General features: G+C 54.6%; 15 protein-coding genes. 6 read left to right on the top strand and 9 right to left on the bottom strand.

The annotated features are described in order from the left end of the window. Nucleotides 1-257: 257 nt before the first annotated feature. From ACR0BT_RS07835 to ACR0BT_RS07805, 7 genes are all read right to left on the bottom strand, one after another. Nucleotides 258-602: a RidA family protein gene (locus tag ACR0BT_RS07835; protein WP_170394035.1), complete on the bottom strand. Its 345-nt coding sequence runs from the start codon at nucleotides 600-602 to the stop codon at nucleotides 258-260. Nucleotides 603-718: 116 nt separating this feature from the next. After that, nucleotides 719-1,735 carry a D-cysteine desulfhydrase family protein gene (locus tag ACR0BT_RS07830; protein ID WP_480762875.1) on the bottom strand — a complete coding sequence of 339 codons (1,017 nt, stop codon included), beginning with the start codon at nucleotides 1,733-1,735 and terminating at the stop codon, nucleotides 719-721. Nucleotides 1,736-1,751: 16 nt separating this feature from the next. Beyond that, complete coding sequence (locus tag ACR0BT_RS07825; RefSeq protein WP_170465604.1) at nucleotides 1,752-2,504, bottom strand: TSUP family transporter; 753 nt, start codon at nucleotides 2,502-2,504, stop codon at nucleotides 1,752-1,754. 76 nt (nucleotides 2,505-2,580) lie between these two features. After that, on the bottom strand, nucleotides 2,581-3,324 hold the full coding sequence (locus ACR0BT_RS07820) for an aspartate/glutamate racemase family protein (protein WP_480762874.1): 744 nt from the start codon (nucleotides 3,322-3,324) through the stop codon (nucleotides 2,581-2,583). 30 nt (nucleotides 3,325-3,354) lie between these two features. Beyond that, nucleotides 3,355-4,593, bottom strand: coding sequence for an NAD(P)/FAD-dependent oxidoreductase (locus tag ACR0BT_RS07815; protein ID WP_480762873.1), 1,239 nt, complete (start codon nucleotides 4,591-4,593; stop codon nucleotides 3,355-3,357). A gap of 4 nt (nucleotides 4,594-4,597) precedes the next feature. Continuing rightward, entirely contained in the window at nucleotides 4,598-6,811 is a 2,214-nt protein-coding gene (locus tag ACR0BT_RS07810) for a TRAP transporter fused permease subunit (RefSeq protein ID WP_170646855.1), read from the bottom strand. Nucleotides 6,812-6,891: 80 nt separating this feature from the next. Beyond that, nucleotides 6,892-7,899, bottom strand: a complete 1,008-nt coding sequence (locus tag ACR0BT_RS07805) for a TAXI family TRAP transporter solute-binding subunit (RefSeq protein ID WP_170394045.1) — start codon at nucleotides 7,897-7,899, stop codon at nucleotides 6,892-6,894. Between the two features lie 127 nt (nucleotides 7,900-8,026). Between ACR0BT_RS07805 and ACR0BT_RS07800 the strand changes: the two genes are divergently transcribed. The 6 genes from ACR0BT_RS07800 to ACR0BT_RS07775 all read left to right on the top strand — a co-directional run bounded on the left by ACR0BT_RS07800 (nucleotide 8,027) and on the right by ACR0BT_RS07775 (nucleotide 14,876). Next, entirely contained in the window at nucleotides 8,027-8,989 is a 963-nt protein-coding gene (locus tag ACR0BT_RS07800) for a LysR family transcriptional regulator (RefSeq protein WP_480762872.1), read from the top strand. A 281-nt stretch (nucleotides 8,990-9,270) separates the two neighbouring features. Further along, nucleotides 9,271-10,257, top strand: coding sequence for a glycosyltransferase family 2 protein (locus tag ACR0BT_RS07795; RefSeq protein WP_480444193.1), 987 nt, complete (start codon nucleotides 9,271-9,273; stop codon nucleotides 10,255-10,257). Then, nucleotides 10,250-11,926 (top strand): hypothetical protein, encoded by a 1,677-nt coding sequence (locus tag ACR0BT_RS07790; protein WP_480762871.1) that lies wholly within the window; start codon nucleotides 10,250-10,252, stop codon nucleotides 11,924-11,926. Before ACR0BT_RS07795 ends, ACR0BT_RS07790 begins: the two co-directional genes overlap by 8 nt. After that, nucleotides 11,923-13,107, top strand: a complete 1,185-nt coding sequence (locus ACR0BT_RS07785; protein ID WP_480762870.1) for a glycosyltransferase — start codon at nucleotides 11,923-11,925, stop codon at nucleotides 13,105-13,107. Before ACR0BT_RS07790 ends, ACR0BT_RS07785 begins: the two co-directional genes overlap by 4 nt. A gap of 13 nt (nucleotides 13,108-13,120) precedes the next feature. Beyond that, nucleotides 13,121-13,954 (top strand): class I SAM-dependent methyltransferase, encoded by an 834-nt coding sequence (locus ACR0BT_RS07780; RefSeq protein WP_480762869.1) that lies wholly within the window; start codon nucleotides 13,121-13,123, stop codon nucleotides 13,952-13,954. A 4-nt stretch (nucleotides 13,955-13,958) separates the two neighbouring features. Further along, nucleotides 13,959-14,876, top strand: coding sequence for a hypothetical protein (locus ACR0BT_RS07775; protein WP_480762868.1), 918 nt, complete (start codon nucleotides 13,959-13,961; stop codon nucleotides 14,874-14,876). A gap of 204 nt (nucleotides 14,877-15,080) precedes the next feature. On the opposite strand, the gene ACR0BT_RS07770 is transcribed toward ACR0BT_RS07775, so the two are convergent. Further along, nucleotides 15,081-16,646: a heparinase II/III domain-containing protein gene (locus ACR0BT_RS07770; RefSeq protein WP_480763037.1), complete on the bottom strand. Its 1,566-nt coding sequence runs from the start codon at nucleotides 16,644-16,646 to the stop codon at nucleotides 15,081-15,083. A 780-nt stretch (nucleotides 16,647-17,426) separates the two neighbouring features. Beyond that, nucleotides 17,427-20,021 (bottom strand): hypothetical protein, encoded by a 2,595-nt coding sequence (locus tag ACR0BT_RS07765; RefSeq protein WP_480762867.1) that lies wholly within the window; start codon nucleotides 20,019-20,021, stop codon nucleotides 17,427-17,429. Between the last annotated feature and the right edge of the window lie 287 nt (nucleotides 20,022-20,308).

The following is a 20,308-nucleotide window of genomic DNA, read 5'->3' as shown; positions in this document are numbered from 1 at the left end:
GATAGCACTCGAATAGCGCTATTTATCGTGCGTTGTTTCTTGACTCACCCAGGATGCGTGAGGATTTGAATCCACGACGATGACTTCGGCCAATCGATATGAACCCACTGGGCGCGCATCACATGCCAGTTGGTGGTGAAACTGCGAAACTAACGCATCGCCGTCATCTCCCGTCAGCAATCGCTTTCAGAGACGCAAATGTGGGCACGCGAACGCAGACGCGAAAACCTACCCTATTAACCGCAATCAGCCGCCGCTCAGTCGTAAGCTGCCGTCACGATCATTTCGACCTTCAATACATCACGGGCGAGCTTGGATTCTCCGCAGGCGCGGGCGGGCGCGTGGCCTTCGGGCACCCAAGCGTCCCAAACGGCATTCATCTCGGCAAAGTCTGCCATATCCGCCAACCAGATTTCGCATTTTAGGATGCGGGTCTTGTCGCTGCCCGCCTTTTGCAAAAGATCCTCAACCTTGGCCAGAATGTCCTGCGTCTGATCTGCCACGGTCGGCGCGTCCGAAGTCTGACCGCACAGGTAGGCAACGCCGTTGTGTTTGACGATCCGGCTCATGCGCTGACCGGTTTCGATGCGGGTGATTGTCATAACTTGTACTTTCTCATTGTTGAATTTAGCAGTGATTTGAGCTGCCCACGGCACAAGCGTTGAAATGCCAATGGGAGCCATAGATCAGAAGCCGGCATTACGAGGCCGAGGTTCATTCAAGTCAGATTGTCCGCCAGTTCATTTTGATATCCAAAAAGGGCCGGCAGCCCGCCGGTGTGCAGCAGAATGACCTTCTGACCCGGTTTAATCTTCTGGCTTTCAACCAGATGCATCAAACCGGCGAATGTCTTGGCGGAATAAACCGGGTCGAGGAAAACCCCTTCGGTCCGTGCCATTTTTTCCAGTGCGGCACGCGTTCTCGCGTTCACTTTGCCGTAACCTGGCGGCAATGCATCGTCATAGACATCGATCCGCGCCTGCAATTGAGCGGCATCAACATCCAGCAAGTTTGCAAGTTTCTGTAGAACGATCATCATGCGGGCGTGTTGCTTCTCGCGATCTCTGCGCACGCATATTCCAAATACCGGGGCTGTACTGCCTTCCAGTGCTAGACCGGTTAGCAAACCGCCATGCGTAGCACCACTGCCTGACGGCACAACCACCGCATCGAAATTGGGCATCTGGGCGCACAATTCCTGTCCGCCAACGACATAGCCCAACGCCCCCAGAGGTGGATGATTCAAGCCCAGATGAATGACATATGGCGTGCGGCCTTGGGCCTTCAATTCGTCAGCACGCGCGTGCAATGCCGCGTCGGCCCCAGCTTCGTCTTCGCCCTCGGGATAGCTGATATGCTCGGCACCCAGAATCTGTGCCAAAAATACGTTCCCGGACCTGTAATACTCTTCGTCCATATCTGGGACACGCTCTTCTAACTGAAGCACGGATTGCATGCCCAGCTTAGCGGCCGCCGCGGCTGCAGATCGGACAAAATTGGACTGAACAGCACCGGTGATTAGAATGGTATCGGCACCTTGTTGCTGAGCATCGCCGAGGTAGAATTCGAGCTGCCGTGTTTTATTGCCGCCAAACACAAGCTCCGTCAGATCATCGCGCTTGAGCCAGAGATCGATCCCCAATTCCGCCGACAACCTGTCTAACCGTTCCAGAGGTGTCGGGCCCAACATAAGCCGGGCGCGAGGAAATCTCTCCAGATTGTCGTTTCGTTGCATCGTGTACCTCCCGGGATTATGCAATCATGTAGGCCCGCTGAAACAGGACACAGCAAGCGATGAAAGAAACCACGCGGATCGCGGCTATGACGACCGACTGCGGCAAGTAAGGGCCTCCTGCCCGTCCAAGCAGGCTGCCTACCAGCGTGATTATGACAAAGCCGAGCAGTTGCGGCCCGTATGTGATCGCCTGCGTTTCGGACAGGCTGTGCAACAGGAATGCAATGCCATAAGCCACCAGCGCGATGGGCTGCACCAGCTTGGCCACCTCTTTGGCTGAACGGCCCTTTGCGATCAAACCAAACACCATAAGCGGGCCCGGTGTTGCCGCCCAGACGGTTGCAAGCCCGGACAGCCCTGTAATGGCTGAAAACCCAAAACGCCCGATTGTACCGCGCAAGGGAAGCAGGGTGGTGATCAAGCCGATCAACAACAAGCAGGCCGTCAAGGCCAGAACAAACGCCTCGTTCAACAACGGATAAACAGTAAGACCGGCAACTACACCGACACAACATGCGATGATAGCATTAAGAATGAGTGGCTTGTTGTTCTTCAGTACATGACGGTCCGTCGCGACTACCGACACAAGGGTATTCAGCAACAGCAATATGGGAACTGCCGTCGAGGTGCCGAGCAGGATCATCATCGGGGGACCCGCGATGATACTGAAACCGATGCCCACGCCAACCTGCAGCATTGCCCCGAGGCAAATGGCGGCCATCAAAATGGACAGATCAATGGTCACATAGCACTCCTGCAGCTTTGGCATTGTTGCAAGACCTCAGATATCCTGAGGTTACGGCCATGGTCCATGTCATTCCTTCATTCGAATTGATTGGCACGCACTAACGCTGCCAGGGCATCAATCCAGAGTATAGCTCGCGGGCCGCTACGGAATGTGCCATTTGCGCAAGTGTCGTCAGATCATACACGGGAAGGCGCAGTTCTTCCTGAAGGCGCGATGCGTAGGGCGGCAGGTCTGTACACTCCAAAACCAGTGAGCGGATATCAGGGGCCTCAAGCATCAGGCTACGGGCTGCGTTCAGGACCTCGGCCTCGATCAGGTCTGTGTCCATACGGGTGCGGGTATTCCGCAAGATCACTTCTGCAAATTCACTAGTGTCCTCCAGTCCCTTCACCGCCACCGGAACACCGGCGGCACCGACGCCTTCAAAATGCCGGGCGGTCAAAGCAGACGCGTCTGCAGTCAAAACACCCACCGGAGCGTCCGCGCCGGTCATGTGATAAGCCAGCGGCACCTGGATCAGGCTGGAAGCAAACACCGGAACTGAAACCGCTGCAGCCAGTTCTTTTTGAAACAGCGCAAGAAAGCCACAGCTGCCGGTAATGGCGCGCACGCCTTCGGCCTCAAGCCGTTTGGCACCTTCGATGAAGGGTTCAAGCAATTCCGGCGTAGGGTTGTTCAGAAGTGTCGGGACAGTCACCCCGTCGATCATTTCATACAGAACCGGAAATGGCAGGCTGGACGGGTTCTTGATATGGCCCGGTGGCTTTGGGAAATAGCTTTCAAGGCAAAGCACACCGATTGAGGCCCCGCAGATATTCTGGCCGCCTTGATAAATTGGCATTGTCATCAGGTCCTTTTTTGATTTGAAAGTTCAAAACCGGGTTGGTGTATACGGTGCTAGATCGATATTCGGGATGCGATCCGAGACGATATCCGCAACTAGCTCGCCGGTTTTCGGGGCCATCATCAGCCCGTAATGAGAATGCCCGAACGCTGCATAGAGCCCCTCTTGGTCTTTTAAATGCCCGATTGCCGGCAAGCTGTCCGGGAATGACGGGCGCCGACCCATCCAAAACCGCGCCTCACCTGTATCAAGCTCGGGCATCATGGCCTTGGCCTGTCGGGACAGGATTTGCTTCTTCCGTGGGTCAGCGGGTGCATCGGCGCTGCCGAATTCAGCCGTACCGGCGACCCTAAGCCCCCCAAGCATCGAACTTGCGACCACCTTTGCATCCACATCCATGACCGAGTTGTTCAGTTCGACTGCAGGGGTTGGAAATTCGACATGATAGCCCCTCTCGGCCACGAGAGGCATAGGCAATCCCAATGGTTTCAACAGCTCGGCAGACCATACGCCTGCCGCAAGAACAACATGGCTGGCGGTTAGCGTATCCCGCGCAGTTGCAATCTGCCAACCACCCTCTTCTGCAGGGGTAAGCTTGGTGACTTCGGTTTGCACAATCTCAGCACCTTGCACTTGCGCCTTTTCGGCCAAAACCGCTCCCACACGTCCCGGAGCGGTTACACGCGCTTGCCCTTTGATCACGATCGCACCTTTGAACGCTTCGGACATCGCGGGCTCCAATCGGCGCAGTTCGTCACCGTCGACGCGTTCCAGATCGCCGCCTTTTTCTCGGCGGATAAGATATCCAAGCCCGTCCAGATCAGCCTGTTCTGGGCGGCGAAAGGCGTGGATGTAATAGCTATCGATGATCAGGTTCTCGTGCCCGGTACCATGTAAATGACGCCGGTACAGATCGACGGAGGGGCGACAAAGAACCTCCATCGCGTCCGAGACGTCGCGAACAGTTTTTTCTCCTGAGTTTCCGAGAAATCGCAACCCCCAAGGAATCATTTTGGGCCAGAAGCTGGGTCTAACTGACAGCGCGCTCTTTGGGTCAAGCAGCATTTTGGGCAGCATTTTCCAGATACCGGGCATTGCTTGCGGAATGATCGACCAAGGCGAAACCACACCAGCATTCCCGAACGAGGTTTCCTGACCCGGCTCACCTCGATCGATCAGCCGAACCTGAATGCCCCGTTCCTGCAGCGACAAAGCGCAACAGATGCCGACGATTCCTGCGCCGATGATGGTCACTTGTTCTGTCATCAGTTCAGGCCGGAGATTGACTGCGGTTGCGCGCGATCAATTGGGTGACGATGACAGGCGAGGCAACAGCCAGCGCGATCAGGTCTGCCGTCAGGCTGGGCGCGACAAAGATAATCCCCGCAAGGGCCATCAGAATCCTCGCCGCAACATTCATCGGTTTCAGCCAATAGCCCACAACCGCAGCCGACAGGGCGATGACCCCGGCGATACAGCTGGCGGCGGTGTAAGTGAACTCCCAGAAATTGAAGCCGGTTGAGGATACGAACAGCAGAACTGGCGCATATACGAAAGCCATCGGCGCAATCACCTTGCCCAATCCAAGAGTGAATGCCGACAGGCCAGTGCGGAACGGATTCGAGTTGGCAATTGCAGCAGCCGCGTAGGCCGACGTACAGACCGGGGGTGTGATTTCTGACACCACGCCGTAATAGAGCACGAACAGGTGGCTGGCGATGGGAGGAACGCCGAGCTGCGCCAAAGCAGGCTGTGCGACCGATACCAGCATGATGTACAACGCTGTGGTCGGGATACCTGCGCCCATCAGGATACAGACGATGGCTATGAAGACCAGTGAGATGAATAGCTGCAGGTCTTCCATGGCAAACAGCTGGAAGCTGCCGAACGAGATCATGTTGTAAATATCTGAAGCCAGATTGCCCGCGCCCTGTGTCACCATGAAGCCAATGCGAAAGCCGATGCCAGTGGTGTTGATCACTCCGACCACGATGCCAACCGCAGCCGCTGCGGCACCAACGGCCAGCGAGTACTTCACGCCCAGTTCGACCGCCTGCAGCATCTCGGGCACTTCAATCCGTTTCTGTGGATTCAGCGTGGCAATAACCGACAGGCCACAGAGGATTGCGGTCATTGTCAGGTCGAACCCGCCATCCGAGAATTTCCAAAGCACAAAAGCCAGGAAAGCCGCGGCATAGACCAGCGTTGGCGGCTGTTTGATCCGCGACATGCCCGCGATGACCGCCAGAGAAATACCGCAAAAAGCGGACATGAATGGCGTGTAGCCCGTAAACAGCACCACCAGCAGGCCGATCAGTGGCACGATATTGGCCCAGCCTTCCGCCCAGACGGCTTTGAGTTGCGGCAGTTGCTCTTTCGCCAGACCCTTCAGGTTCAGCTTGCGTGCCATCAGGTGCACCACAGCGAAGACGCCGACATAGTGCAGAATTGCTGGGAAGATCGCCGCGATCACAATGGTGGTGTACGGAACCTCAAGGAACTCGGCCATGATGAAGGCCGCAGCGCCCATGATCGGCGGAGTAATCTGGCCGCCGGCCGAAGACGCAGCCTCAACCCCGCCCGCAAAATGGCCCGGGTATCCGAGGCGCTTCATATTGGGGATAGTCAATGCTCCGGTCGATACGGTGTTGGCCACCGATGAGCCCGAGATCGTGCCAAAGAAAGCTGAGGACACGACTGATACCTTTGCCGGACCGCCAGTATAACGGCCCGCAAGTATAGTCGCGTTGTCGATGAACAGCTGCCCCAGACCGGTGCGTTGCGCGATGACGCCGAACAAAACAAAGTGAAAGACGATAGTCGATACCACCCAGAGCGTGACGCCGTAGATACCTTCCTGCGGAAAATACATCGACGATACGAAGGTTTTGAAATTCACGCCAGGATGCTGCAGCAGTCCGGGGAAGTACGGCCCCAGCAGGGCGTATGAGATGAAAACACAGATGATAAGGGGCAGCACCCAGCCCAGCGTGCGCCGCGCAATGTCCAGCACCAAAAGGATGATGACGACGCCCAGAAATACATCATAGTTGTTGGGGTTGCCCATCCGGAACGTTTGTTCCTCAATCCCAAGGAACGGAATGCCGCGCCAGGCAACGCCGACGTAAAGCGCGGCAATGATGCCAAGCGCCATGAAAACCAGATCATAGAGCGGGATGTTACCGATGCGGAACCGGCTGACCTTAAGGGCATAAAGGCTTTTGGCCCCGACAATCGGGATTGTGGCGTAGACCAGAATGAACAGCAGGGCGAGGTAGATGCCCATGTGCCAGTGGTCTGCGGGCAGGCCGAATCCGGCCGTGAAGAATTCGTAGAACGCTAAAATCAGGGCCACAACACGGAGAACTTTTCCAGCGGTGGGCGTCACCTGCCGGACGGCGGCACCTTCATCGAACTGTTCCTCGATGGCCGCTAGTTCCTCGGCTGTCAATTCGTGGTCATCAAGTTTCTGGGTCTCGGACATGATGGCCTCCCGATTTCGCATAGTTCCAGTGTGCGGTGCCCCACATAGGGGCACCGACGATACAGTTCAGTCTGTTACGTTTACTGAAGAAGTCCGGCTTCTTTGTAGAACTTCTCGGCACCCGGATGCAGTGGAACACCCAGTGCCTCTACACCGTCCAGCGCGGTATCAGGCGTGATCTGCTTACCCTTGGCATGGCCGTTGTCCAGTAGCTTGCGGGTGTTGTCGTTCCACAGGGCTTTGGTCAGCTGATAGACCAGATCTTCCGACAGATCCGAGGACACAACCAGCATAGCACTGACCGCAGGGGTCTTGGTTTCCGCATCTATGCCTTCATAGACACCACCCGGAATAGCCGAAGGGATATAGGCCGGAATGATCTCGTTGATCTTGGCCAGATCTTCATCGCTGAACGAATGCAGGTTCATGCCTTTGGTCGACGACAGTTGTACCATCGCGGCAACTGGCCAGCCCGCAGCGTAGAAATAGGCGTCTAACTGACCGTCAGCCAAACGCTCGGCGCTTTGACTGTTGTTCAGTTCGGCTTCATCCATATTGTCGCGATTCACGCCCCAGGCGTCGAGCATCTGCAAAACTGCAACCTGCGTACCCGATCCGGCCTGTGCGATACCGACGCGTTTGCCTTCCAGATCGCCCAGGTCGTTGATCGTCTGACCGGCGGGCAGTACGAGATGCAGATCCTCGGGGAACAGATTTGCAACGATGCGGAGGTTGGGATGAGGTTTACCCTCGAACTTGCCTTCACCCAGATACATCGATCGGGTCACATCAGCCGCGGCCAGACCGGCCTCAAGCTCACCATTCTGCACGGCGGCGTTGTTGAATACAGACGCTGTTGTGGATTGCGCAATCGCGATCAGGCCCGGAACGCCACATTGGCCGCCTTCTTCACATGGACGCGATCCCGGAGGGGCGGAAATTCCGTTGGCGATGGTGCCGCCGATGGGGAAGTAGGTTCCGCCTGCGCCACCGGTCCCGATGCGGAAGAATGTTGGATCCTGCGCCAGCGCAGGGGCGGCAAGCGCGCCTGCCAAGGCCAGTCCGGTCAAACATTTCACGAATTTCATAATCATCTCCGTTGTTGGATCGCTGGATTCGGTTTTCCCGAATTCGATCTTCTCAGCGTAGAGACGATTCGCATAAATGCAAATTTTTTATACTTCACAAAACTAAGGTTTTATTTATACATTAACCATGAACCTTATACAGCTCACAGTGTTTCGCGAAGTGATGGAGACCGGCTCTATCTCGCAAACTGCCAAGAAACTGAATCGCACTCAGCCGGCGATTAGCCTTGCGTTGAAAAACTTGGAAAAAACGCTGGGACTGACCCTGTTTGAACGCAAGGGAAGACGCCTGGTTCCGGTTCCTGAAGCGCACTACCTTCTGGCCGAAACCACAGGCATTCTGGACCGTCTCGCCACCATCTCCAGCACAATGGAAGGGTTGATCAAAGGGCATGCAGGCAGCCTGAACATCGCAACGATGCCCGGACCGTCCGCCTTTTTGTTCCCGCGTTTCATCAGCCAGTCGGTCGGAGAAAACCCCGATATTCGCATCACTCTTTCCACCCGCAGTTCACCTCAGATTATGGAGCTTGCAGGGACCCAGAACATCGACTTCGGATTTGCTGATTTCGAACATTCAGCGGGCAAAGAACCGCAGTACTCTGCCGAACTAATCAAAGCAGATTGCTTCTGTGCCATTGACCGCACCCACCCACTTGCTTCGCGTAAGAGCCTGACACTGTCTGATCTGAACGATACGCCCATGGGCGGCTTGCATGCGTCACACCCATTCCAGCGCAAAATCCGGCAGGAATTCGAGGAGGTCGGTGCTGCGTACAATCCCACGGTGACCTGCCAGTATTTTCAGCCCCTCATCCCCTTCGTCAGCTCCGGGCAATGTTGCAGCATCGTTGATCCGCTGACCGTCGTGACCGAGCAAGAATTGAACCTGTCCGACGGAAAGGTCGCTTTTTTGCCATTCAAGAAACCGCTCAGATATGAATACGCGATCCTAGAACCCAACCACCGGCCGCCGTCTCAACTGGCTTTAAAGATCAAAGCTGGATGGAAAGCCGAGGTCTTAAAAATGTTGGAAGACGTGAAGGCGAACCCTCACACAGAATGGATTTTCCAGGCCGGGCGTGAGTAAAACTGATCGGCCCCAATGAGTTGATCTCTTGATCGCTCGAAGCGATTTACAGCGTCAAGTTGATTTGAGAAGAAAGACGGCTGGTCGCAATTCACGGATTTAGAGTAACGCAGTTTTCGGTCGACACCGATGACGCACCAACCATCGAGTATTCATACGAATTGTTTCAAAGGAGCGTTTCAACCGTTTCAGATGGCTCAACAATTACCCCTTTTGGACACAATTTTGTCCCAAAATAAAATGTAATTGCACTCAATAGTTATCAATGTGGCATGATCATGATGCTTGTCGTCCAAATACCGGCGCTTAACGAGGAGGAAACCCTTGCCGAAGCGATCGCGGCAATTCCCCGATCGATTCCTGGCGTCAGCAAAGTTGAAGTACTGGTCATCGACGACGGCTCCACCGATCGGACCGTTGAAGTCGCCTGGAACGCCAAAGCTGATCACGTTCTGGAAATGAGCAGCCATGTCGGCCTCGCCCGTGCGTTCAGTGCCGGCATCGAGTATGCACTTTCATTGGGCGCGGATGTGATCGTCAACACCGATGCAGACAATCAGTATTGCGCTGACGACATTCCGGCCCTGATTGATCCGATACTGAAGCGTAAGGCACAAATCGTGGTCGGCGCTCGCCCGATCAGAGAGATCGAGGGCTTCTCGCCGTTGAAGAAAACCCTTCAACGGCTGGGCAGTTGGGTCGTGCGACTGGCTAGCAAGTCAGAAATCCCTGATGCGCCCAGCGGATTTCGCGCCTATTCCCGAGATGCCGCTGCCCGACTCTGTGTTGTCAACACTTATACCTACACTCTGGAAACCATCATTCAGGCCGGACGCAAACATATCCCGATGACCTCGGTGCCTGTTCGGGTCAACAAGGTAACACGCCCGTCTCGTCTGTTCAGAGGTATCGGAGAGTATGTCACCCGCTCAGCAAGAACTATTCTGCGCGTTTTTGTGATCTATGCACCATTGAAGTTCTTCCTGACGCTTTCGGCAGTATTCGCCTTGCCTGGCTTAATCGGGGTTGGGCGATTTCTCTATTATTACGCGACAGACGGGGGGGCCGGGCATGTTCAGTCGCTGGTTCTGTCCGGTGTGCTGCTGGCAATGGCCACGATACTGTTCGCCGTTGGTATCCTGGCCGATCTTATCGCCACCAACCGTAGTCTGCTGGAAGACATCCGGGCCCGAGAGTTGCTGCGCGCGCCGATTAGACCTACTGAAGTAATTTCGCTCGACCCGGTCAGGGCGGTAGAGAATGGATAATCCGGCGCTAGGCGATCAGCGAAACGCCGGATTGGTAGGGGCTATCACTCTTGATCGAGTGGTACGTGCGAGCATTGTCGTTGTCTTCGTGTTTATGCTGGTGCTGGCGTATACTCACAATGTGAATTGGGACGAATTCTATTTCCTGTCACATGTCCATGCCTTCCTCGACGGTCGATTGGACCGTCCAATGCAGACCTTCTTCGTGCATGGTTTCACATGGCTCGATGCGCTGCCGGGTCATGAGATGGAACAGATATTTGCAGCCCGGCTTGTGATGGTTGCATGCGTCGGGCTGACCACAATTTCTGTGCACCGTATCGCCCTGTATTTAACCGAACAGCGATTTGCCGATATCGCTGCTCTGGGTTTCCTGACTTCAGGCTACGTTTTGGCCCATGGCGCCAGTTTCCGTGCCGATCCCATTGCTGCGGCGTTACTGACTTCTTCGATTGCAATCTTGCTGACCACGCGCCTGTCTGTCTGGCAAACACTGGCGGCAGCGCTTCTGAGCGCTCTGGCCGTACTGGTTACGATCAAATCGGCACTCTATCTGCCCGCATTTCTGGCCGTGCTGATATGGAGGATCGAAGATCGAATAGCGGTACGGCGCATCATTGTCACGTGTATCTTGGCGGCTGGCATTTGCGTGTCATTCTACCTCTGGCATGCGTCTGGCATTCGCGTCGCCGAAGGCAACCAGACGGCAAACAATGCTAAGGACGCGCTGAATACGACGCTTTTGAAAAGCGGCTTATTCCCACGATCAACTGAATTTATGAGTTGGGCTATGCTCAGCCTCCCACAGATCATTCTTGTGGGGATCGGACTGTGTGCCGGTCGGAATGCTCGGCGGGTTCTGTTGATTGCGCTCTTTGCTGCACCGCTCCTCTCGGTGGTGATCTATCGCAATGCCTTTGTCTATTTTTACCCCTTCGCTACCCCACTCCTGATGGTAGCCATCGCGATCGGAGCACAGAGGCTTGGATCATCACGACGCTCGGCACAACTGGTGATGGTGATGCTTGCGGGGCTTTTTGTCCAGGCAGCCCTAGCACTGCAAGATCGTGCAGGAAACCAGCGCGCCACTATTGCGGAAATTCATCGCCTGTTCCCAGATCCGGTCGCCTATATTGATGACAGCCACATGATCGCAAGTTTCCCGAATCCTGGTTTCTTCATGTCAGGCTGGGGCGTTGCACGCTATCAGGCGGCGGGCCAGCCCGTATTTGCCAGAATCATCGCAGTACAGCAGCCACCTCTACTTATCGCCAACAAAACTGCTCTGACGCTGACGATGGACCCAAGTTCGGCCGATGGAGCCGAGCCTGTGCTGCTGCCTGAGGACCACAAGATACTACGCGAGTCATATGTGCACTATTCGGGATCGATCTGGCTTGCCGGAGGATCAGTGACGCTGACCGGCGAACCGGTTGAATTGGCACTTCCGTTCCCCGGGAGGTATCGGGTCGAAACCAGCCAGCCAGTACAGATTGATACAAGTGCCGTCGCATCTGGAGACATTCTTAGCATTGGGGCAGAGGCAGTAACAATCAACGGACCGAAAGGTGTTGCTGTCAGGCTGATCTGGGATACTGGTGTGGCTCCGGTCGCGCCAGAAAGCTTGGATCGAGAGGTTTATACCGGCTTCCGGATGCTTTCGCTATGAATGCCGATATGCCTCTTTCCCCTCGGGTGGTCAGCACCACTCCGATACCATCTGAGCCCGGCAACAAGCGGGTGATTTTTTGGGGAACATATGATCTTAGCAAACCGCGTACTCGAATTCTCCGAACTGGATTGCAAGAGCTCGGCGTAGAAGTAATTGAAATCCACGCAGAGATTTGGCCCAAACACGCGGATAAAAGCCAATTGAACATGGCTGTGATGATCCGAGTGTTGTTCAGCGCGCTCTTGGCCTATCCGCTTCTGATCCTGCATTATTTGCGTGCGCCTCGTCATGACGCAGTGATGGTTCCCTATCTTGGCGCGCTCGATACATTGGTGTTGTGGCCCTTTGCCCTGCTACGTCGGCGGCAGATCACCTGGGACATGTTCCTTTCGCTTTACGACACTGCCGTTAACGATCGAAGTATGGTTAGGGCCAAGTCACTGCCGGGCCGGATGCTTTGGGTCACTGAATGGCTGGCCTGTCGGGCAGCGCATCATGTCTTGCTCGATACGAAGGCGCATGCCGAGCATATTGCACGGATCTTCAATTTGCCTGAATCCAGGATTGGAGCAGTGCCGGTGGGAGCTGAGCCGGGATCCTTCCAGCGTCTGCCTCCTCCTGCGCGCCACGACGGTCCCACTAGAGTGTTGTTTTACGGACAGCTCATCCCGCTGCATGGGCTTAAAACGATATTGACGGCAGCTACCTCGGATCGAGGTCGCGATATCAATTGGCACCTGATTGGTACCGGGCAAGAGCGCCTATTGCTCGAGACAGCTCTGGTGGATGCGGAGCATAATCATATCTCCTGGCAGAAGTGGGTTCCCTATGAGGAACTGACCGAGGCAATTTCAAATGCCGACATCTGCCTCGGCATTTTTGGCGCCTCTGGCAAGGCTGCGTCAGTGGTGCCGAACAAGGTTTATCAGGCGCTGTTGTCAGGGCGTTCAGTGATCACCCGAAGCTCACCTGCCATGATCGAAGCATTCGGCACCGAAGCTCTCGGGGTGAAGCTTATCCCTCATTCAAATCCCGAAGCGCTGCTGGATGCCATCGCTGAATTGAGGCACGAGGGCTATCCGGTAATGCCTGAAGACAAACTGAAAATGGCCCAGCCGCATGAGATTGCGCGGACTCTTTGCGGATACTTGTTTCATTGTGCACCTCAAGCCGGATAAAACTGTGGTCGACATGACTGATACCGCCATTAATTCCGCAGAGCATAGTGCTTCTGCCATCTATCACAGGCACTTTGGCCCGGCCCTGCCGCAATCCAATTGGGTGCCCGCGCCGCGGTATCTTCTAAGGCGTGATCGGGTTATGCGGCATCTCAAAAATCTGAAGCCTTGCAGAGTGCTTGACATCGGGTGCGGACCGGCTGCGCTATTGTCAGAACTGGCAGAACAGGGTTTTGAAGCTTATGGCGTAGATCGTTCGCAGCAGGCCCTTGAACTGGCAGATAAGCTCAACACTCAAGCCAGCCCTATGACACTGTTGGCCGAGCTTGACCCGGACTGGAAAAACTCCTTCGACCTGATCATGTCATTTGAAGTGATTGAGCACTTGGAGCAAGATATTGAGGCCATGAGAGAATGGCAAACTTATCTGAAACCCGGTGGAACAATGATCTTGTCGACGCCTGCGCACCCATCCCGCTGGAATGCGGCCGACGTTTGGGCAGGGCATGTTCGACGCTACAGTAAAGAACTTTTAGTACATTCGGTTCAGGACGCCGGCTTCACCGTCGAAACTGTTGAGTGCTACGGTTTTCCTTTGGCCAATATTATGGAGTATTGGCGTGCTCGGGCCTATGGGCAGATATTAGAAACCAACGCCAAATCTGGTAAAACAGCGAACGACCTTACCAACGAGAGCGGTAGCGATCGTTCCATTGAGCGGCGCTTCTGGCCTGTGTTTTCTTCCGTACCCGCAGTCACGGTCATGCGGCTTTTTTTCCAGCTACAACGCCCGTTCCTTAACACCGAATTTGGAAATGGTTTTCTTGTAGTGGCGCGCAAAACGTAAACACATGGCTACCGCCCTGCGCTATATCGGCACCGCTGCTGCCCTGATCTTCATCGGAATCATTCTGGTTCGACACGCAGGAGACATTGCAGTGCTCGACCTCGGGTCAGGCCGCGCCCGTTATGCACTGCTAGGTGGGTTTACCCTTTATGTGCTGTCGCAGCTCGTAGGTGCTGTGGCTTGGGGGGTGACGCTAAACATCTATGACGTTGCCCTAACGCGCACACGCGCTGAAAGTCAGTTAATGGTATCGCAGATCGGGAAATACATCCCCGGCAATGTTGCCCACCTTTTGGGACGTTTCGCCCTCGCACGGAGTGATGGAGTGCCATCCGCAATTATTGCGTCATCTCTGTTGCTCGAGATCGGTTTTCTGCTCGCCAGCGGTGCTCTGGTCGTCGGAATTGTGCTCCTGACCATGCCCGATCTTGTCGCCGCAGTAATTGCAGACCTTCCAGGATCCTGGCTCGATGGACAGATGACAATCATCTTCTTCGGAATTCTGGCCTGCATAATGATTGGCCAGATTGTGATTTGGCGCAAAGCGGGAAAACCGAAACTTACATTTTCAAAATGCCTGATCCTATTGTTTCTGCATAGCTTCAACTTTTTGATGCTGGGTTTGTCACTTTGGTGTGTCGCACGGGCGATCTACCCTCAGGGTGGTGCCGGTATATTGCAATGCATCGCAATCTTTTCGACAGCCTGGGTCATCGGTTTTCTGATGCCGGGCGCACCCGGTGGTATCGGTATTCGAGACGGAATTATTGCTCTCGGACTTGGCCTTTTCACTGATCAGGGAGTCGGTCTAAGCGCTGCGATCGCGCATCGCGCGCTCTCGGTTCTGGGGGATGTAGCTGTGTTTGGGCTTGGCGTAACCCTGCGCCGATATCTAAGCAGTGGTGAGCACGAAGCTGTATAGGCTTAATAATTTGGATCGGGTCAGCCAGACAACTTGAATCGGAGTCTATCGTATCTGAAGGTCGCCATGCGCTGCTTCAGGCGCTAGGGTGCCGTCTTCTATTCGTTTCCAAACATAGTGCGACTTCTGGTGCGTACTACATTCCTTGAGCGCACCCAGCATCGCCCAAAGCCAGGCTTGAGGTCGTTCAAGTTTGACCCAAACCTATCGTGAGTTTTCAGCAGGCAACCGATCAATGTGCTTTTTCTCAACATCGTTCGAGAGGGTCGCGTTCAATCGCCACTCACCTAACGGGATGACCGGCTTGTTTGCGGCCTGTGCATCAGGTTCAAAAGTAACAACAATGGTTTCACGCTTGTCACTTTCATCAAGATCAAGCTGGATCATGAGCCGTGTAACGCCTGAATTCGGATTCTGCATCGCACATTCAGAATTGAATGCCGTTTCGCAAGGATTGGCTGAAAGTTGAGAGAAGGTGGCGTTTGGCGGCGACAGTATGCGTGCGGTTAGTTCTTTCCCATCCTGGCGCAATGTGGCCTTGGAGCCATCAACTGTTAACTGCGCTTCGGTATGCATTGCCCACGCCACCCGCCCCCGTTGATCAGGGCTAATTTCATCCTGAACCAACACTGTCTTTCCGTCGACAAGAGCTATGCCTCGTCTGACCGTTCCCTTGGGCTTTCCATAGGCGTCTGAAAGATCGGCGATTGCAAAATCGAAACCTGGAAACTGCGCCAACTCCTCAACATGCGCCCGCCCCGTTTCGATTTGATTTGCCATGTCAAAGGTCAGTGTATTCTGCCCGATCGTGGCGGTTCGATAATAGTCAAAACGTTTGTCAGTAAAGTAGCCGGGCAATTGGTAATTTCCGAGCCCAAGATCCACCCCCCAACGTACACCGTCGGCTTCAAGCACAAAGGTGCCCGCATCAAGGTCATTGTGATGGCTGCTAAGCGGCCCAGCCTTGAGGCCGATATAGCTGGCCTTAGGGTCATTCCAACCAGACCGCATGGTTACGATCCCAAGCCCTCCAGACCAATAGGATGTTGATCGGGCAGTGATTGGTTCACTATTGCTTCGCTGCTGCCAGATCAGCTCAAATGCTGGATGGGAAGACCGCATTTTGCTATTCATTTTAATGTCGTAGCCCGGGCGATTGAACCGCGACGCCAACCAGGTCAACACAACAAGGTCAGTGCTTGTATCGCTGTCTCCAAAGTTAAACAGCATGCCAGTTGGCCCAGATGCATGGATCAGGAACTCCCCAAAATCCTCCAACCCTACCATTCTAGAGAGATCAAAATCATGCCCGAGGACGGAAACAAGCGCATCAAACGCCACCGCCGCGTCCCGGGCGGACAAAGCCCCGTACATCGGTCCTTCTGGCCATGCACCATCCGGAGCAAACATTGCCAACCCATTTCTAAGTGAAACCTGAGCCTGCTCAATAATATGATCAGCCAGTTCCGGTTCTGTTTCTGACACAACCAGAGCAGCGACGATCATTCCTGCATTGCAAACGATGTTCCAGTTGAAGGAAGCAACGGGCCAGGCGATATCTGCGGTAGCCGTCCCATCAGGAAGCGACGCGGGAACAGACACTGCGTTCACCCAGCGTTGGGGGGCGATCCAACCCTTATCATAATAGAGCGTATCCAGATCGTAGATTTTTGCGGCTTCTTTCAGCCCCTTCTCAACAAGTGCCGATCGAATAGTCTGATGATCCTCTTCGTCCAGATTGTCACTAATCCAACTGTATCCGAGCGACACCGCCAATGTGACACGGCTTAATCCCAGAAAGTGTGCGGGCTGCCATGTTTCCAGTTCCGAAAACTGCAAGAGTTCGGTTCTGGCGCGATCGGCATAGCGACTGTCACCGGTCAATCGCCAAGCCAAAGCCAGTGTGGTGAGGCGTTCGACCGGACGTTGTCCAAATCCACGAAAAGCTTCGTGAAGCTGACCATCTCCATTCCGAACTGCCTCAACAATAGTAGGCGACTGCAAATGCGCTTCTGCACTCTCAATCAATGCCTGATAGTCAGCCGCGAACACCTGATCGGCTGCGCGCTGTGTTTCTATGCGCTGGACGATCTCATCCGTTAGAACGACTTGCGGCACTGAGTTTTGGGGCAAAGCGCTTGTAGCGCAAAAACAAGCGAAGGACAAAACGAACAAAAAGAAGGCTTCAATCGGATTCACACTTCTAACGGTCGCGATCATGGATTTCTTCCGCATTGGAAACACCTGCAACCCGACTCTGCAGCGGTGGCCAAATTCTGTCAAAGACATCCGATTAGTTCGGCTTAGCAAATTGATATGCTAAACGCTCCGTCCGGCAGCCTATTGGAGTAGTGTTTAAGTAGAGCCGGAAGGACAAACGATAAGAAAGCCAGCCACGAGAACCTAGCGCAAGCGATCCGAGCATTAATATTATGGTCGCATGGCTTGATCACGGAACCGAACCGGAAACGAGGCCAGTGCCCATCGATTTTCATGTGTTTGTTTTCGTTCCCGGCCTAGCGCAGACCGGGAACCACTTATTGGAGTGCCTCAGGCGATGGACATGCCGAGCGCTTCAAGTTGGTCTGTCAGGGCGCTTTCTGCTTCGGCAACACTGTTCCAGTCATCAGCCGTCAGGTTACCAAGATCCAGATCCTCGGCCTGAACATCCTGAAGTGTAACGGTATGGCCGCCATTTCCGACAACTTCAAAGATAAGATCGCCATCAATTTCGGTGACCGACACATCGCTTTCGCTCAAAGCGTTGAAATCGATGATATCTTCATCGGCATTAAAACCGATAATCTGGGTCTTTACCCCCCAGTCCCAGGTAAGCTCTGCCACATCCGCTTCAGCGCCGAAGGTCACAACTCCTGGTGTTTGGCTGTTTCCGGGTTCGTTGGTTCCACTACCGATATCTGGTTGGGTCGATCCCCCTGTCAGATCTCCGACCCGTGTCTGATAACCGTCTGTCGTCGCCCCGACAGGAGCCTGTGGGGTCAGCAGTATGGTGCGAGCAACCAACGTCACATCGTTCTGGTCAAAGCCAAATGGTACCTCGAGATTGTCTTCCATCACCTGATCAAAATGGAATTCGACCAGACCCGGGATCAGGTCAGCCTTGGTCACGCCGGTCAGCGTGATGCTTTGTCCGGTCGGCAAGGATGAGATCACCAGACCATCGCCACTGTCCTCGACGCTAAGCCGCTCGCGGGTTCCGAAATACAGAAAGCTGATCTTCATCGTTGAAGGATCAAAACCGTCAATAACTTCGTGCACGCCATATTCGTGGCTGCGAACATAGACTGTGTCAGCATCGCGAGGTCCTACGCCCTGCTCCCAACTAAGAACGCCGCCCATATCCTGACGGAGGTGTTCGTTGCCGACCACACCAAAGCTGTCGATGGTCACGTCCTGGAAGGTGACACCTTGCACGATTTGCGCCGCGTCCGACCATGGGCTGTCGATAACAATCTCGCCGGCCTTGGATTTGGTGACGATCATGCCGTGAACCGACGTACCGCCAAAGTCCAACTCGTCCACACCGGGGCGGAATCCGGTTATGTCGTCAGCGTTGCTATCGGCCCGGTATTTCACCCCGCCCGTGTCTGTATTGCCGGTGATCGCGGGCGGGTTTGACCCGTCTGCATCATAACTGAGGTCATAGCCCTCTCCGTCTCCCGGCGAGACGATAACTTGCCCCAAAGCTGTGGACACTTCGTTCAACACCGTCTGATCCGTGATAGAGAAATTGCTGAGCGAAAGATCGGACAGGCCAAAGCCAGTGAATACGATCTGCTTGGTTACATTGCCCGAGGTCAGCTCAATTCTAACGGTCTGCCCCAGAGCGTCCCCACTCTCTTCGAAAATCGAGAAGTTATCAGCCCCAATGTCCGGTCCGATTTCAATGACATCTCCCATCGCGGGCAGGAAGCCTTCGACCGTCTGTGCCTCGCTGGCAAGGCCCAGCATGACGTGCATATGTTGGTGGCTATGGCCACCGCCGCCACCATCTCCGCCACCATTGCCACCGCTGGTCGGCATTGAACCATCAGTGCCTATCAGCCCAAGCACTTCAGCTGCGGCGGTATTGTCCAGAATAGTGAAGTTTGCCGGGCTCAGCTCAGCAAGTGTCACACCGCTGAGGGTCGTGGACTGGTTGTTGGACGGGATCGAGAACACAACCGCGCCATCAACCTCGGCAACCTCCAACGCGTCTGCACCGACCCATGCGATGAAGATCGTATCGGTCGTAGGGTCGAAATCCGGGATCGTTGCATTCGTGCCCCAAGCCCAGTTAATCACCACATCCGCAGTATCTTCTGTGATGTCAGCAGTCCCGTTGCCGGTCGGTTCCGTGGGTTCCGGATGTATAACCGGTGGGACAACGGGCGGCGACGTATTCCCGTTATCGGTGCCGCCATTTGTATCCGCGGGCAAGACACCGTCGGTGTATACCTTGATAGCGTCTTCGATACTCGGCGCGTCATAACCGCCGAATTGCGAGACATACCGCAGGATCGAAGTACCGTATTCATCGGTGGATACACTTCCACCCTGAAGCAGAGCCAACGTACCCCATGCCCCCCGCAGGTGCGCGGCGGCCATTATGCCAGTAAGACTGAGCGTGACAGAGACGGCCTGGCCATTTTCCAGATAAGTGCGTGTCGTGCCGAGATAGTCGGACAGGCTCTCTCCCTGATAGCCCAGCCCGGTTTCGATGACTTGAAGATTGTAGCCAAACGCTTCTTGAATCGCGCGCTCCTGCGCTTCGGCGGTTGTGAACTCTGCCAGCGAATTCACCCCGTTCTTACCGGTCCATGTGCCATCCCAGGTGTTCGAAGCCGCGCCATTCCCATAATAGACATCATCGGTGTAATACCCGAGGTCAATTAACAGCGCCTCGCCGAACTGATATCCAACAAAACCAAGCGAGTTCATCGAGCGATAGGACATCGCGTCCCATTCATCACTGCTTAGATCAGACCAGCTGGAATAGCTTGGATAGAAGTCAGCAACGGCCCCACCGGCCCATTGGTTCAGCTGCCAATCCTGAATGATTCCTGCGTCGTATCGATCTCGATCCCAACCAGATTCAAATGCACGCAAAGCGTCGCGAAATTCTTCATATGTTCCATTACTCATCTTGAAACAGACTCCCATCTTGTCGTTGTTTCAGCCCAAGTGTTTCGGCTTTATTAGCCCGATGAATTCAGGCCCAACTTGCGTAACAAGTCAGAAGTTCAGGGCACGTTAAGAGTTCATTAACGAATTAATCTGAGCGGATGCGGGCCTAGGCCAACCTTTTGATGCGCTAAAAAACGCTGTACGTCAGTGGGTTATAGCGGGGTTTGAGCAAAAGATAGGTGCAGTTGCGCGAGTCTTCGCCAAATTTGGAATGTCGCAATAATTAACTTTGCATCATTGCCAGA

It is taken from the genome of Ruegeria sp. CJ6 (assembly GCF_056536665.1).
The sequence above is the reverse complement of the archived record's forward strand: the minus strand, read 5'-3'. Positions and strand labels throughout refer to the sequence as shown.

Excerpts from the sequence above, each read along its gene's own strand:
- ACR0BT_RS07835 (WP_170394035.1), bottom strand. The coding sequence starts at position 602 with ATGACAATCACCCGCATCGAAACCGGTCAGCGCATGAGCCGGATCGTC.
- ACR0BT_RS07830 (WP_480762875.1), bottom strand. The coding sequence starts at position 1,735 with ATGCAACGAAACGACAATCTGGAGAGATTTCCTCGCGCCCGGCTTATG.
- ACR0BT_RS07825 (WP_170465604.1), bottom strand. The coding sequence starts at position 2,504 with ATGCCAAAGCTGCAGGAGTGCTATGTGACCATTGATCTGTCCATTTTG.
- ACR0BT_RS07820 (WP_480762874.1), bottom strand. The coding sequence starts at position 3,324 with ATGCCAATTTATCAAGGCGGCCAGAATATCTGCGGGGCCTCAATCGGT.
- ACR0BT_RS07815 (WP_480762873.1), bottom strand. The coding sequence starts at position 4,593 with ATGACAGAACAAGTGACCATCATCGGCGCAGGAATCGTCGGCATCTGT.
- ACR0BT_RS07810 (WP_170646855.1), bottom strand. The coding sequence starts at position 6,811 with ATGTCCGAGACCCAGAAACTTGATGACCACGAATTGACAGCCGAGGAA.
- ACR0BT_RS07805 (WP_170394045.1), bottom strand. The coding sequence starts at position 7,899 with ATGAAATTCGTGAAATGTTTGACCGGACTGGCCTTGGCAGGCGCGCTT.
- ACR0BT_RS07800 (WP_480762872.1), top strand. The coding sequence starts at position 8,027 with ATGAACCTTATACAGCTCACAGTGTTTCGCGAAGTGATGGAGACCGGC.
- ACR0BT_RS07795 (WP_480444193.1), top strand. The coding sequence starts at position 9,271 with ATGCTTGTCGTCCAAATACCGGCGCTTAACGAGGAGGAAACCCTTGCC.
- ACR0BT_RS07790 (WP_480762871.1), top strand. The coding sequence starts at position 10,250 with ATGGATAATCCGGCGCTAGGCGATCAGCGAAACGCCGGATTGGTAGGG.
- ACR0BT_RS07785 (WP_480762870.1), top strand. The coding sequence starts at position 11,923 with ATGAATGCCGATATGCCTCTTTCCCCTCGGGTGGTCAGCACCACTCCG.
- ACR0BT_RS07780 (WP_480762869.1), top strand. The coding sequence starts at position 13,121 with ATGACTGATACCGCCATTAATTCCGCAGAGCATAGTGCTTCTGCCATC.
- ACR0BT_RS07775 (WP_480762868.1), top strand. The coding sequence starts at position 13,959 with ATGGCTACCGCCCTGCGCTATATCGGCACCGCTGCTGCCCTGATCTTC.
- ACR0BT_RS07765 (WP_480762867.1), bottom strand. The coding sequence starts at position 20,021 with ATGAGTAATGGAACATATGAAGAATTTCGCGACGCTTTGCGTGCATTT.